We start from the raw sequence: 16736 nt of genomic DNA on the forward strand, positions 1-16736 counted from the left end.
AATCCAATTACCATGCCTGTGCGAGACGGCCAACGGCCGGCTTCGCCGTTTCAACCGCCGCATCCTTCCAGCCCGGTCGTCCCGCACGTTGTCCCTTCTGGCGCAGCTTGCGCATGTCGCTGAGCCCTTCGATGTTGACCGCGGGGCCGGAGCCGACCGCCTCGACCGGCTGCGGCGTCAGCAGCGCGTCGAGGCGCGCCTGACCGGACAGACCGAGCAGGTAGAACGTCCCCCCATCCTTCTTCGCGAGCCAGGTCTCGATGCTCTCTTTGCCCTCGCCGTCGACCGCGATGTTGCGCATCATGCTGGCACCCGTGAAGTCGTTGCAGCAGGTGTGGGTCGACCCGTAATTGGTGACGGTCGCCGAGACATCGCCGGTATAGAACACCACATAGGCGTTGCTGACATTGGCGTTGCCGGTCTGGCTCATCGTGAACACGCCGCCCGGCTGGTAGAGCTGCAGCGACGGCCAGCTGGACGGCGCCGGCGTACGGTTGTTCAGGAGTATCTGCTGGGTCGCTGTGGTGAGCATGAGCTGGCCCGGCACGTAGCCGTTCCGGATCGAGACGGCCGGCGCATCGGTCCAGAAGTTTGCGTCCACCACCCTGAACTGGTTGACGATGATGCTGTCAGGATCGATCGAGACGTTGGCATATTTGGCAACGCCGCCGTTATAGCCGGTGATGTTCAGGATCAGCGGGACCGCCGGGTTCGAACGGATCTGCTCGCCCTTGACGTTGATCGTATCGGCCGCGAGGTCGAGCTCCCGCACGACGCTGACCCAGTTGATCGTCAAGTCACCCGACGACGTCATCTTGACGATGTCGCCGCTGATCCGGTCGAGCGAGACCGGTCCGACCACATCGAAATGCGTGTCGCCGTGCGCGGAGATCGATCCGCCGCGGAGCGAGCCCGTGTCGGACTTGATGTTGAGGTCGCCGGCATCGCCCGGGATCCCCGTCGTGGTGAGCTGGCTGAAGACGACGTCGTTCACGGCATGCAGGGTCTGTGTGCCGCCGCTGATGGCGGTGCCGATGGTGATCCCTCCGGTCGTCGCGGTGACGTCGAGCGTGCCGCCAACGTTGAGATTATCCCAATGAACGACCGTGCCGCTCAGGACCGCGTTGCCGGTCGTGGCCGTGAGGTTATGACCGGTGTTGGTCCCCGCCGCGATCAGCCTCGCCGAGCCGTGGGCCGAGACCGAGCCGAGCGTCGGCACGCCGCCGGCCATCACGGTCTGCGCGTGGATGAAACCGGTGTCGGCGGTGACGTTGATGCTGCCGGCATCGCCGTTGATGCCCGTCGCCGTCAGCGCGTTGAAGGTGACGTTGTCATGGGCGTGGATGGTCTGCGTGCCGCCGCTCTGCGCGGTCTGGAACGTGATGCTGCCCTGCCCCGCGGTCGCGCCCAGCGTCGTCCCGACATTGAGGACGTTCCAGTCGAGCGGGCCGCCGTTGGCCGTCAGCAGTCCGGAGCCGGTCGTCGCGGCGAGCGTGTTGCCGGTGATGGTCGTGGCCGCAACGAGGCTCGCCGAGCCATGGGCCGAAACCGAGCCCAGCGTGGTCACCCCGCCCGACGTCACCGTCTGCGCCAGGATGAAGCCGGTGTCGGCGGTGACTTTGATGCTGCCGGCATCGCCGCTATTGCCGGTGGCCGCGAGCGACTTGAACGTCACATTCTGGGTGGCGTGGATCGTCTGCGAACCGCTGCTGTCGGCGGTGCCGATGAGGATGCTGCCATTGTTTGCGACGGCGCGGAAAGATCCGCTCGCGCCGGTCGCCGTGCCCGCCACCACCTCGGCCAGCGCCAGGCCGCCGGTGCCGATGATGTCCACGCTGCCCTTCACCGCGGACAGCAGGCTCACCTCGGTGTCAGCGAGAACCTTGACGTAGATGTCGCCGGCGCTCGCGCTCGCAGACAGCCGCGCGGCACTGAAGGTAAACCGCCCGGTCGCACTGCCGATGCCGTTCGATGCGCTCAGCGAGAGCTCGGCGCCCGCGCCGGAGGCGACGAACTTGGTCTGGCCGTCGCCATTGTCGATGATCGATCCGAGCGAAGCGACGCCGCCGGCGGTGACGATGATCGACGGGGTGTTCGAGGCGCCCGCGTAGGACAGCGACGAATTCAGTTGGCCGATCGTCGCATCGCCGGTCGTCGTCACCGAGATCAACCCGGGCGCGTTGATGGCGGAATAGGCACCCATCGACAGGGTGGAAGCCACCAGCGTCACGCCGCCCGTGCTGCTGGTCGCAACCACCGGCGCCGCACTGGTGCCGGCCGCGAAGGTCATGCCGCGATTGGCGAGCAGCTGCATCAGGCCGTCGCTGGTGATGCCAGTATTGATGGTGAGTGCGCCGCGCGCCACGTTCAGCGTCAACGCGCCGCCAGCCGTCAGCGCCCCATAGGGGCCGCTGGTGCCGACCGCGAGATCGCCGGTGACCGCGAGGATGCTGAGGTCGCCGACCGCCGAGCCGGTCACCGCGCCGGAGATGTTCACCTGCAGCGGCTGGAAGGCCCCGCCGTTGAAGCCGATGCTGCCGCCGGCGCGCAGGTCGAGGTCGGTGCCAAGGATGTGGATCGCGGAGCGGTCCGTGAAGCCGGCTTCGGCGTAGATGCTGCCGGTCGCGGCGAGCTGGATCGCATTGCCGGCGGCGATGTTGCCGAGGATGAGATCGCCGGTGGTCTGCCTCACATAGATGCCCTGTGCCGACGAGACCTGGTCGAGCTGGTCGTTGCCCGGGTCGGCAAACGCGATCTGAAGCGCGTTGGCGTTGGTCGCGGGATTGCTTCCGGCAGCCCCGGGGGCGCCGACATTGCCGTGCTCGGCGATCAGGGTCAGGTTGGCGATATCGCCCGAAATCACGGCCCCGCCCACATTGGCGGAGATGTTGGTCACGGCGTCGAGCTTGACGTCGCCGCGGCCGGTCACCTCGATGCCGTTGGTTTGCGCGGCCGCGATCGGGCCGTAATTCGCGGTGACGCCGCCGAGCGCGAGGCTGTTCTTGCTGCCGAGATAGACGTTGGTCAGTGCCTTGGCCGAGATCGCGATCGGGTTGTCGACGACGACGAGATTCTGCTGCGACAGGCTGACCGTATAGGTCGTGACATGGGTCGTCGGATCCGTGACCGCGCCGACGGTGAGCTGGCCGGGACCGGCCGTGGCGAGCAATCCCCTCTGCTCCGGCGTCAGCGACGAGGAATCGACGCTGGTGAAGGTGAAGGTCTGGGGCGCAGCCGAATTGCCGACCGAGCCGCGCGGCGCGTAGAGCATGATCTGGTTGGCGCTGACATTGGCCACGACGTTCTCGTCGATCGGCGGCGGTGCCGCGCCGACGGCCGACGACGACACTGTGTAGGCGAGTTGGCTCTGCGTCCACTGCGAGCCCGCGGTGATGATGCTGTAGACCCGCTCGGTCGATGCGAGCGTGTAGCTGTAGTTTGCATTGTAAGCGCCAAGCGCCGTCTGCAACGCCGTGTTGCTCGGCATCCGCTGGCTGGTGGTCGCCACGCCGTCGAACAGCTTGGTGAACAGGGTCGCCGACAGCGAGCTGCCGAACACGGTCCCCAGCGGATCCGCGGGAGCGGCACCGAGCAATGTCGTCAGCGAGGTCTTGAGCTCGTCGGTGGTGATCTTGCCGAGCAGGAACTGATCCCTCAGGAACCGCGTCGTGGCCTCGGTCTTCATCTGCGTCGCGGTGACGTCGGCAGGGTCGATGCCGAGCTTGGCCGCCACCTGCGCCCGCAGCACCGTCTGCCCCACCGAGGTCGGGTTGTAGGTGCTGCCGTTCGCAAAGGCGATGTTCTTGAGCTGGAAATAGTCGTTGTAGGCCGACGTCACCATGGACTGGTAGCTGTTGACCGCGTTGGTGGCGGCGTTGCCACTGACAAGGTCGAGGCTGGCCTGGACGTCCTGAAGATGCTGGCTCTGTGCCTGGGTCAGGCCGACCGCCGCCCGGCCGTTCAGGATGTTGGCCTGGTTGCCGTCGGAGCCGGCGGCCTCCAGGAAGACCGGGCCACCGGTCGACTGGATCGTGCCGAGGCGCAGATCGCCCTTGGACTGCACGATATAGGTGCCGGTGGCCGAGGCGCTGTCGAGGACGCCGCCATCGACGGTGCCATTGGCCTGAATCGTCCCTGTCGCCTGGATCACCAGCGGATTGATGTTGGTCAGGGTGGAGGTGCCGTTGACGACGGCGCTCGTCGCGCCGATCGCACCGCCGGTGGAATTGATCTCGATATTCTTGCCGATCACGACGGGCGTGGCGATGTTGTAAGCGGACGCTGAGTTGATGTCGCCGGTCGCCGAGAGGAAGACGCTGCCCTGCGGCGTGGCGCCTGCCGAATTCACCTTGACGTGGTCGATCGACAGCGAGCCGACAGCCGCGATCGCGATGTCGCGGTCGATCGTATCGGCCTTCAGGCTGCCGCCATAGACCTGCACCTGGACGGGAACGCCGTTCGTGCCGCGCGTGCCGATGCCGCCATCCGCCGACAGCGTGACGTTCTTGCCCGAGATCATCGGGTTGTTGGCGTTCGCGCCTGATGTGATGGCCGAATTGGCGCCGGTGGCGATGACCGTCGTGTCACCCGAGAGGTTGTTGATCGGCCCGTTGATCACGATGCCGGAATTCGAGCTGACATTGACAGTGCTCGCGCCGCCGCCACTGAACTGGATGTTGATCGGGTTCGATGCCTTCACCGTGTTGGTGAGCGTCAGGGTCAGGTGATCGTAGATCTGCTGGAACCAGTCGTAATGACCGTCCGCGCCGCAGCACATCCCAGCCGACGTGTTGTAGCCACCGCCATGATAGCCGCCGGTCGCCGTGACCACTTCCTGGAAGTTCGCGGTCTGCAATTGGCCGGTGTTGCCGCCTCCGCCCGTGGCTTGCATCACGTTCTCGACCAGGCTGACGGTACGGGTCCAGTTGTCTCCGGACGCGTTCGGCGTGTAGTGCCAGCCATAGTCGAACTGCGTGCTGGTCGTCGGACGATCCAGCGTCGCCGTGTCGACCCACTGGTAGTACATGTTGGGCTTTACAGTATACTGGATGCCCGCTGTTCCGCTCATACCGCTCAGCATCGCGGCGGTGTACGAGCTCGCATTGACGCCGGCCGCCCTGTACGTCGACACCTGCTGGCCGCCCGACGCGGAGGGATTGTAGACGTACCACGTCGTCTGCTGCTGGAGCTGATCGACGATCTGGATCACGCTGGGCGCGCTGACGCCGGTGTTGATGGTGTTGGTGACGAGCTGGAGCCCAGTCGTGTTGTTGACCGTGATCGTGCCCGCACCACCCTTGACCGCGATCGTGCCCTGGGAGGTGCCGTCGGTCGAGGTCGAGATGATCTTGCCGTTCAGATAGACGTAGCCGCCCGAGCCCTGCACCACGCCGTTCACCATGATCTGGTCGGTGAGAGCGTTGTACTTCACGCCGATCTTGATATCGCTGGAGAACTGCGTCGTCGCAGCCGCCGTGATGTCGTAATAGCTGCCGTTCCGCGCGTTGGCCTGGGCCTGGGCGAAGTCCGCGCCATTGTTGCTGGTCTTGAGACCGTTGATGGCGGACAGCACCCCGCCGCCGATATCGACCGAGTAATTACTGCTCGTGCCGCTCTGGATGAGGCCGTTGACGTTGATGACCCCCGCCGAGATGATGATCGCCTGGCCGAGGATGAAGGGCCGATCCGAGGGGTTCTGGTACCCCGAAGGCGTGGTCGAGGCCCAGTTCGAGCTCGCGTTGGTGTTCGCGGTCCTCGGTGTGATCACGTCGTTCTGGATATTGACGACCTGGAAGTAGGCCGAGCACCCCGAGCAATTGAACGGCGAGTAGTACGTGTCCGTGTGGGTCGAGGTCGAACCGTCGGGGTGTGTTGTAACGGTGTCGTGGGTCGTGTTGCTGAAAACGCCCTGGCCGGCATAGGTATTTTGCTCCCACGGCGCGGTCGAAATCTGCTGGACCGTCGGGCCTTCCATCGCCGCAAGCGTGGCGGTGCTGCCCACGCTGCCGCCGCCTCCGTTGGGCGAGCCGTTGCCCATCGGCAGGAAGATCGCCGAATAGAGCGACAGGCCGTCGTAATAGGTCATCAGCATGCGGGCGGTGAAGACCGTGCTGTTGGCGGCCGTCTGCTGGACGCCGCTATGGCCGTCGACGCAGCAATAATAGAAATACGGGTGATTGCCGCCGTCGCCGATATGCGGGCTGTACGCGTAGGCGCCATAGGCGCCGAGATAGGTCGCCGCCGCCATCACCGCCGTCAGCGTGTCGTTGTCGGCCGGCTTGTATTCGACACCGGCCCATTGCGAGGTGACATCGTGGTTGGAGTTGTAGAAGCTGCCGACGCCGCCGAGGAAGATGAATGAGCCGTTGGGCGCCACCATCTGGATGGTCGCGGCATTGAGCGACTGCGACGCGACGACGCTGCCGAGCTGGCTGGTGATCTTGAGCAGCCCGTTCTCGTTGGTGACGATGCCGTCGAAATAAATGTCGGGCTTGCGGGTCAGCTGGTTGCCGTTGCCGTCGACACCGAGCCCGGTGCTGGGATCGAGGCGGTTGTAGGTGGCCGAGATGTCGATGATCGGCGTCGCGCTCGGCGTGGCGGTGAAAGTCACGTTGGAATGCGAGTCCGGGTCGACATGGTCGATCTGGCGGTAGGTGATGTTTCCGCCGGTCACATTGGTGACCGTGAGGTTCGCGAAGTCCATGAAGTCGAGGCCGCGGTTCTCGACCCTGATCGTCGGCGAACTCTGCGCGCTCACCGATGGCGCCGTGTGACCGGACAGGCTGTTTCCAGTCAGCTTCTGCGCCAGGATCGAGACATTGCCCGCAGACACCAGGATGTCGCCGAACGCGAAGGCGTTGCCGGCGGCGTCGGAAGTATACGGCGCCTGCTGGATCAGCGCGTTGATCTGGCGCTGTGCGTCGCCGGTCGGATCGGAGCCGGACGGCGCCATCGTGGCGGGATGTGCGGACGTCGACGTCGAGAGCTGGGTCCGGATCTGCGTCGCGGTCAGGCCCGTCAGCGTGGCCAGCTGGTTGACGATGTTGTCATAGGGGTTGAAGCCGCCGACGATGGTGTACTGGATCGTCTGGTGGTTCCAGCTCTTCACCGGGCTGAAATGATCGACATCGGCGACATATTCAAGCGTGGATGACAGCGACGAGTGAGGACTCGTCGTGCTCAGAGTCGGCGCGCTTGCACCAAGATCGATCGTGATGGTCACGTCGTTGTTGATGCCCGCGACCACCAGGCCGTTGAGCGCGACATCGCCCGTTCCGCTGGTATGGCTGTGGTTGTCGCTGTTCTTGGCGCTGAAGATGTCCAGATACGGATTGTAATTGCTGCCGTTGCCGGACGCGGTGACCTGCCCCTGCGTTGCGCCAAGGTAGATGTCCCGTACGCCGAGCACACGCGAGCTGTCGGCAAGCGTGAGGCTTGAGTCGTTCGCGGCATTGGCCGTGCCGCGATAAAGCGTGGAGATCGGAATGGCGGTGTTGTTGTAGACGACCGTCGTCGCCGTTGCCTGCACGCTGCTGAAGGTGATGGTATCGCCTGACATGCCGGCATAGATGTTGATGTCGCGCCATGCCTCGATTGTCGTGCTGCTGCCGACGTTGACCGCCTGGTTGGCATGGACCCAGCTGTTCGTGCTGGCGCCGACGCCGGCGATCGCCCCGTAGAGACTGGCGTTGGCGTTGTTGGACGCCGACATCGTCGCGGCCGTGCCGACGAAGATCTTGCCGACGCTGAACAATTCGCGGGCATTGATATTGACCGCGAGCGTGGCGTTCGCCGTCATGTTGGACTCGGCGCCACCGCCGGCGAAGAAGCTGGCCGTGGCCAGGCTCGCCGTGTCGGTCGTGCTCAGTGTGTTGTAGGCCTCGATATCGATCACCCCGGTCGCCGTCCGCGGATCGCCGTTGAGGCTCAGGATCGTTCCGGCGCCGATATTGGTGGTGACGTACTGGGTCACATGAGAGTCGCTCAGCGCTGCAGCACCCGAGAACGAGCCGCCGGAGCCCGAGCGTGCGCCGCCGCCGGCCTGGTTGACGTTGTCTTTGGAGATGACGACGATGTTGCCGCCATCCGTGTTGACGATCAGGTGCGTACCGATCTCGGCCGTGGTGGTCGAGGTGACATCATTCTGCGCCTTGCCGGCAGAGACGCCGGCCGTGGACGCCTGATAGGCATCGCCGCTGGCCGCATAATTGGTGGTGTGCGTGGCCTTGACGCTGAGGCCGCCGAAATAGAGCGTGTCATCCGTCGTGCCGCCGTCGAACCGCGCATTGGTCACTGCGGTCGAGCTGGTGGTGGCGACCGCGGCAGCGCCGGCATAGGTGCCGCCCGCGCCGACCGTCGCGTTGGAGACGTTGGTATCCGTGCCGGTGGCCGTGATCCGGAGGATGCCGGTGTAGTCGGTGTGGTTCAGATGGGTCGCGTCCATGTCCGCCGGCGCACCCAGATAAGCATAGGTGTGCGCGCTGGACGACGTCTGCGCGACGGTGGCGCCGAGCGCCAGGAATCCGCTCGAAAGGCCGGTTCCCTCGGCGTACTGGGCGCTGTCGTTCTCGGCCGCGATGGTGACGTTGGCGTTCGGTAGCCGGATCCCCGTCCCGCCATAGGCGTTCACCGTCGCGTTTTCGGACGCCACGGCCAGGCTGCCCTGCGCGCCGATCAGGGAGCCGCCGCCGCCCGCGAGCGCCTTGGCCCAGGTCGTCGTGCCGCTGATTGGAACCAGCGCCATGGCGGTCACCGCGAGCGCACCGCCCGAGAAGCTGGCGTTGTCGCCGACATCGGCCGTCACCGTGGCGCCGACCGTGGACTTGGCGATGGCCATGCCGACGGCAGCGCCGCCGACCGAAACGCCGATCGCCTCGCTCGCAAGATTGGGCGTGATCGACGCCGACACCAGCGTGCCGACGCCGGTCGCGGACGTCGTGATGGAGGCACTGCTGCCGATCTCCGCCAGCACGGACGAGTTCTCGTGGGCCTCCGCATCCGCACCGACGCCGGCGACGATGCCGCCGCCGAGTGCTGTGGCAGTCGTCGTCAGCGTGCCGGCACCGCTGGCTCCGACTGCCAGAGTCGCGACGTTGACGGTGGAGCCGTTCAGAACCCTCGCAGCGACCGAGCTCGTTCGGCTCGCCGTTGCGACCGAAGCGCCGACAGCCACGGCGCCGCCGGTGACGCCGCCCGTGAAGACCACCTGGGTCGTCGAATCCATCGCCATGACGGCGGCGCCATTGCCGGTGCCACTCGCGCCGGTGATCTGGCCGCCGAGCAGCGCCACCACGGAGTTGCTGACATTGCCGACCGCGACAGCCGCCTGGGCGCCAAAGTAAAGCGCCGCACCGCCGGCGATGGCCTCGGTGTCGACGGTCTTGCCGGCATAAGGCCCGGTAGTCGCGTCCTTGACGACGGCCGCAACGGTGACAATCGGCGCCGAGACCGCCAAAGGCGTATCGGCGGCCACCAGCACGCCGGAGCCGTTGCGTCCGTAGTCATTCAGATTGGCGAGCACGGTGCTGTTGACGCTGGTGTAGCCGATGCCCGCACCGATGCCGACATTCTTGGCAAAGCCGGCGCCGAGCAGATACATCTTGGCCGCGTTGGCGCTGGTGGCGGCGACGTTGACCTGCGTGCCCGTGACGTTGCCGCCCGCGATCTGCGCGACGACGACGTCGTTGCCGCCGCTCAGCACGTTGCTGACGTCGTAGGTCGAGCTGACATTGGCGCTGTTCGGATTGCCGGCCGTGCCGCTGGCGACGGCGTTGCTGCCCTGCGCGTTGCTGGTGCCGTGGTTCACGGACGCGATGGTGCCGCTGCCGCCCTGATTGAGCTGACCGGTCTGCTGGCCCTGGGTGTCGGCATCGGCGGTGTTGGTGCCGATGATGATGACGCCGACGGTCGCGCCGATGCCGACGCTGCCGCCGATGCCGGCGGTGACCGCGTAGGACAGCACCTCCTTGGTGCTGAGCGCATTGACGTTGATCGCGCCTGACGAGTTCAGATTGCTGTTCCAGCTCTCGGCAACGGTCCGGCTCTTGAACACGATGACGTTGGCTGCGGCGCCGACGCCGACGCCTCCCCCGCTGGCGCCGACCGCAAGTGCGCCTGCGATCTCCTTGATCGCCACGTCTTCGTTGGCGTTGATCGTCACCGCGCCGGCCGTACCGCCCGTCACCCCATGCAGCGTGGTGTCGTAAACGCCGGCGATGGTGGTGTTGTTGGCGACCTCAATGTTGGCCATGCCGGCGATAGCCGCCGTCCCGGTCGAGAGCGCGCCGCCGATCGCATAGGCCTCGAAACGGTTCTTGGTCTTGGCCTCGACGTCGAGCGCGCCGCTCAGATTGAGCGCGGTCGTGTGCGCCGCGCCGTTGCCCTGATAGCGGAACTCGTCGCCGACATAGGCCAGAGTCCGGTTCGAGGAGACCTGGACCAGGAACGCCGCGCCGATCGCGGCCTGGCTGCCATAGGCGCCGGAGCCGTTCGCGGAGAAAATGCCGGTGTTGTTGTTAGCGTTCACCGTCAGTGACGCGGCCGTCAGTGCGCCGCCGTCGACATAGGCTTCCGTCGTCGCCTGGAAGACGTTCAGGCCGACCGAGCCGGTGTTGAAACCGATCGCGATCGACGACGCATCCTGCTCCGCATTGGCCTTCACAGTGACGGCGCCGACCGTCTCGCTCGACGACTGCACGCCGCCGACAGTGGCATTCGTGATATAGGCCAAGGTCTCGCGCGACATCGTCGTCGAGATGATCGTCGCGCCACCGCCGCCACTGCTGCCGTAAGCGATGCCGGCGCCGAACGCGCCGGAATAGGAGAAGCTCGACGCGGCGACCTCGATCTGCGGCTTGAGCGTCGAGGAGGTCAGGCGCGTGTCGATGGCCGCGCTGTCGATATAGGCCCTGGTCGACCCGCTCATCACGTTGGTGATCGGATTGATCATGATCGCGATGCTGGAGCTCGCGGCAAGCGAGGCGACGTTGGTCACGACGGCCTGGTGCGAGCTCGCCACCACGGCAAGGCCGCGCAGGATGTCCTGGTTCTCGGAGAGGTCGGGCGTGGTGTCGGTCGGCGCGTGGGCGGTGCCGAGATCGAACGCGTGGATGAGTGTGCCGTTGTTGACCGACAGCGTATCGGACGAGCTGGTTCCGAGCGCATCGACCTTGGTGTTCGCTCCGCTTATATAGGCGGCCGTCGTCCCGGTGATCTGGTTGGTCACCAGCGAACCCGCGCCGCCGGCCGCGCCCTTGCTGATCGACAAGGCGCCGGCGAACACAGCCGCCTTGTCGTTGTTGCCGGCGATCACGCCGACATTGTTGGTGGCGGTGACGTCCGCACCGTTGATACCGTTGGTGCCAGCCGCGGTGATGCTGGCCGTGACATTGGTCCCCATCAGATTGGTGGCGACCGAGCCGGCGAGCCCGACCTGCGAGGACATCGCGACACCGACGGCGACCGTCGAGATGCTGGCGTTCGAGTTCGCACCGACGGCAACACTGCCGGATGCGGTCAGCTTGGAGCCGGTGACGCCGGCGCTGACATTGTTGGCGATGCTGCTGTAGACCAGCGCCAGGCCGGCGGCGCTACCTTGCGTCGAGGCGCCCGCGACGGCGGCGGTTCCGGTGATGCTGGAATTGTCGGTCGCACTGACGGAAATGTTGCGGCCCGTGACGGACGATTGCGTCGCGCTCGACAGGCTGTTGCCGATGGCCGCCGAGACGGTATTGGCGATCGAGCTGATCGTCGTGCCGCCGACGCCTGCGAACTGTCCGGTCGCGAAGCCGAAGCCAATCGTGACCGACTGGATCTTCGAGGAATCGACCGCACTCACGCTGACATTGCTGACCGCCGACATCAGGACGTTGGCGATATAGGCCGAATGCGTGGTTGCGATGGTGTCGTAGACGATCGAGGCGCCGACATTGTTCTTGCCGGCCTGGATGAGGCCCGCGACAGAGACGATGCTGGCGCCCGGACCATTCCCCGTTCCGTCGTTAAGCGCGGCCGCGCTGAAGTCGATGCAGTTCTGCCCGCCCGTGCCGCCGGCGACCGTGCAGGTGTCCGTGGCGAGATGATTGTTGTTCGACTTCTTGACGAGGTTGCCGAGCGCTGTGTCCAGAGCCGACACGGCGCCGCTGTCCGCCAGCACCGTCACGCGCCCGACGTCGATGCTGACCGTCGCGCCGCTGTTGATGTAGGCCGTCGTGGTGGGCGTGATCTCGCTGACGACGATCGCGCCGGCAAGCCCGTTGGACCCCGCGCCGCCCGAGGCCGCGCCGGCCGCGATCACGCTGGCGCTGTCGGCCAGCACCAGCAGGGTGTCGTAATTCGAGATCGAGGTGCTGCGGATATGCGCGTCGGTCGCGTTTCCGCCGGTGGGATCGCCGATCGAGGCGTAGGTCAGTCCAATGCCGACGCCGGCCTGGCCACCCGAGATATAGAGCGAGCCGCCACCGATCGCGATGTTCGTGGTCTGGTAGGCGTCGACCTCGAGCGCGCGGTTGACGCCGCTCGCCTGCCCCGTGATCGTCGAGCTCTCGATATAGGCGTTGGCGCTGTCGGTGATGATGCCGACCGAGGCCGACAGCGACGCCGCATTTGATTTCGAGCCCGCCACGCCGAGGGCGACGACGGTCTCCGAGCCGCCATTGAGCGCCTGCACCGTCACCGAACTCTGGTTGCTCATGGTGGTGCCGTAGATATAGGCGAGCGTCGCATTGTTCGACATCGCCGCCGCGATCGCACCGCCGATCGCAGCCCCCGTGGCGGACCCTCCGGCCAGATTGAGCGCCGCAGAGCCCGAACCATTGTTGAGCATGGTGTCGTTGAGCGCCTGAACGATCGTGCTGGTCACCACCGCACCGGTCGTGGTGTATTTGTTGACCGTCGTATTCTTGATGTAGGCGCTGGTAGCCAGCGAGACGTCGCTCACCGACGAGCTGCCGGCGAGATCGAGGCTGAAGCCGCTGGTGCTCGATCCCGAGGTCGATCCGATCTTGCCCGCCGCCGTCGTCACGCCGGCGGTGCCTCCGGTCGAGGCGGCGCCGGCAGCGCCTGCCTTGTCGGAGAAATTCGACGACGCCGGGTCGGAGACGGCTGCCGCCACGGCGGCCGCGGTGATGCGCCCCGAAGTGGTCGCGCTGAGTGTCAGATTGTCGACATTGACCGCCCCGCTTCCGCCGCTGGTGCCGGCGAACGGATCGTTGGCACTGAACACGCCGGGCCGGATGTCGGAATGGTTGTCGCCGATATAGGCGGAGGTGTCGGTATTTGCGCCGAGATAGGCGACCGACAAGCCGACCGCCGAACCGCCGCTCCCGTTATAGCTCATAGCGCCGGACAGCGTCACGACCGACAGATCCTGCTGCGCCAAGATGCCGACGGTCGGTGCATAGACGGTGGCCTGGCTCGAGATCGACGCATGCGTCGTGTTGTTCAGGAAACCGAGCGAGGTGATGCCATTCAGCGCCAGCGTGCCGGCAGCCTTGCCGGACGACGGTGCGACAGCGACGAACCGGTCTGAAGTGATCGCGTTGACGGCGATGTCGTCCGCCGCACGCAGCGTCGCGCGGTCCGAAACGCCAGCGATGGTATTGGTGTTGAACTGGACGAGATTGAGCGCGCCGCCGACGGAGGAGCCGCCCGAGGTGTTGCCGAACAGGAAGCCGAGCGTGCCGACATTGCCGGCGGCGTCGATCGACGCCGTGGTCGTGGTGGCCGCGATCTGGAGGCTGGCGTCGTAGGTATGGACGTCGCCATTGTCCATCCCGACCGACCAGCCGGTGCCACTGCCGCAGGCCGCGGTCGCACAGGTCGCCGTCAGGCTCGCGCTGCCGGCCACCCACGCCGTCGTGTTATTGTTCACGACGAAATGGTTCAGCGAACCGGCGATGCCGATCGTGTCGCCGGCGTCCGCGGTGGCATTGGCGTAGCTGGTCAGGATGTTGCCGCCGACGCCGAGATTGCCGTTGAGGTGGCTCAGCACCGCGCCCAGACCATCCCACTTCAGCCAGGTGTTGGTGATCGGCAATTCGGTGGTGGCATCGACGGCGATGTTGGCCGCGTTGATCAGCGTGCCATTGCCGACATAGGCGTTCGAATTATGCGTGAAATTGCCCCAGGCGACGGCCGCGCTGATCGCGGTGCTCTCGCCGGACACCGGGTCTTTCGTGATCGCGCTGGACGTCGCGTTGCTGCGAACGCCGCGATCAATGACATTGCTGGCGACGGCAACGTTGCCGCTGGCATAGATGCTCGGCGCGCCGCCGCTCGGATTCTGCGCGATCGCAGCGGTCGCGCTCTGGGTGCTGTTGGCCAGCGACAGCGCAGCTGCGACCTTGAAATCGAAGCTCAGCGGCACCAGCGATCCCATGTGGTCCCTGATGATCGACGTCGGCGAGGTGACGGCGCGCAGTCCTCTCTCGATCGCCGCGATCAGCGCCGGCAGGCCGGCGATGGACGAGGCCATCGTGGAATTGCTCGTCGTGTCGGACGTCGCTTCGACCAGAACGGAGGCGTTCATCCGGTTGTTGATATCGGTTCCGATCGATGCGCCGAGCGTTGCGGTCGCGGACGTCGTGATGTCGCTGATGGCCAACGCCCCACCGACGGCGCCGCTCGCCCCCGTCCCGGGTGCCGCGACCGACGTTGCGCTGGTCGAGAACGAGTTGTTGTTGATCGCGCGTATTTTCAGCGTGCTACCGCTGGTATTCACCAGGCCCGCAGCAAGGTGCGCGCCGGTCTCGACGTTGGCGGTCGTCGACACCGATCCCTTGGAGTAGGCCACCGTCGGGACGATCTGCGCGCTCGTCGATGCCGCGAGGGCAGAAACGGCAATGGTCGCATCGTTGAGCGCCTTGATCTCGAGGTTGCCGCCGGCGTTGATCGTCGCGCCCGAGGCGATGTTGGTGGTCACGTTGCCATCGATCTTACCGACGACCACACCGGCCGCGACCGGCGTGAGACTGCCGAGCAAGGTGGATGCGACCGCCGGATCCGACGCGGTCTCGGTGGCGTGTGCGGAAATGGTGACGTCGCCGCGGCCGTTGATGTCGGCATGGCTGTTGATGTTGATCGTCGCGGTCGCGCTGGCCGCGACATAGCCGCCATTGAGCCCGAGCAGCGAGGCAGCGAGCGTCGACCCGACGAGCGCGAGATCACCGACCGCAGAACCGTTCAGGAAACTCGACACGGCCGTCGAGGTCGCGGTGATCGAGACGGTACCACCGGTAATCTTGCCGTCGACCGTGATCGCCGTCGCGGCTGTGGCCTGACCGGACAGCTTGATGTCGCTCGCCGTTGCCCGCAACGTCACATTGCCGTCGGCGTAGGTGGTTCCGCCGAAATTGACCGACTGCGCCAGGATCTGCGCGCCATTCATGATCTCGATGTTCGGCGCGTCGATGATGACGTTGTTGGCGTTACCGGTCGAATGGCCGGAACCATCGAGACGACGGGCGTCGATCATCGCATGCGCGGCGAGCGTGATGGAATGATCCGCCTGGATGAGGTAGTCGGCACCGGCGCTGAGCCCGGCGAGCGCAGCCGCGACGGAGCTGTTCGACAGCGTCACGCCGGTATCGCCCTGGGCGGCATCGCCGACGACCAGGTCGGTCGGATCGATCAGCAACGTGCCGGCCTTGCCGTTGGCCGCGCTGAGATTGACCTTGATACCCTGGCCGATGTCGATGACGCCGTTCGCGCTGAAATCGACCAGGCCTGCATTGCCGGTCTTCGCGCTGGCGTTGAACCTGGCCCCGCCCGTCACGGTCAGATTCTGCGCCGCCTTCAGACGGACCTCGCCGGCATCGCCGGTCTTGCTGGCGATATTCAGCCTGGCGTTCCTGCCGATATCGATGTTGTTGCCGGCCTGCACCGTGATGTTGCTCGGCGTCGAGGTCTTGCTGTGCGCGGTCAGGCGGCCGTTGACGCGAGCGTTGTTGACGGCGCCGATATGGATCGAACCGTTGCTGACGGTGATCGAGCTGGCGCTGCGCAGGCCCTTGGAATTGACGGATGCCGCGAACTTGGCGGCGTGGTCGAGATTGGCGATGTCGCGCTGGGTCGCGCCGCCGACGAAGACGTTCTGCCCGGTCAGGCGCACGCCGTCCTGGGCATTGACCCGGCCGTAGATGCGTATGTTGCCGTCCGGCGAGACCGGGAATGAGCCCGCCATGAGATTGCCCACCGCCGTGCCGTTGATCGCACCGCTCGGACCGATCAGGCTGTCGGTGAACTCGCGCGTCGGGGTCGAGACATTGAGGCTGCCGACATTGACCACGCCGCTGCGGCCGACCACGAAGCCCTTGGGATCGGCGAAATAGACATTACCGCCGATCGCACCGTTCATATAGGAATTCAGCGTGCCGTTGACGTAGACCGGCGCGTCGCGAACGATGTTGACGAGGTTTCGCGTCCCGGTCGGCAGTTGCAGGTTGACCGTATTGCCCTGCCCGACGCTGAACTGCGAGAACGAGTTGAAGGCGTTGTTGCCCGAGACCGTCGACGTCGTGACGTTGGTGACGCTGCCGGAAGTTTGAAGGCTGGTCCCGGTGCGGCCGTCGGGAACGATGACGTTCGCCGTCTGCGCCTGAAGGCGGACGCTGTACACCGGCAGGAAGACCATCTGCATCGCGCAGAGCAGCGACATCGAACGGAAGCGCGCCAGCCCCCGCAGCGTCGTCCGCTCGTCATTGTCTCGCGCCGCAGATGGTCCGCGCATGTCAGATCCT

At 65.8% G+C, this 16736-nt stretch carries 1 protein-coding gene; it reads right to left on the minus strand.

Annotation, left to right across the window (positions count from 1 at the left end; genetic code table 11):
• Nucleotides 1–7 precede the first annotated feature (7 nt).
• Entirely contained in the window at nucleotides 8–16726 is a 16719-nt protein-coding gene (locus AABA86_RS15810) for a leukotoxin LktA family filamentous adhesin (RefSeq protein WP_338307466.1), read from the minus strand.
• Between the last annotated feature and the right edge of the window lie 10 nt (nucleotides 16727–16736).

Origin of the sequence: Bradyrhizobium sp. TM233 (assembly GCF_036247965.1) — a bacterium.
GTDB lineage: Bacteria > Pseudomonadota > Alphaproteobacteria > Rhizobiales > Xanthobacteraceae > Bradyrhizobium > Bradyrhizobium ottawaense.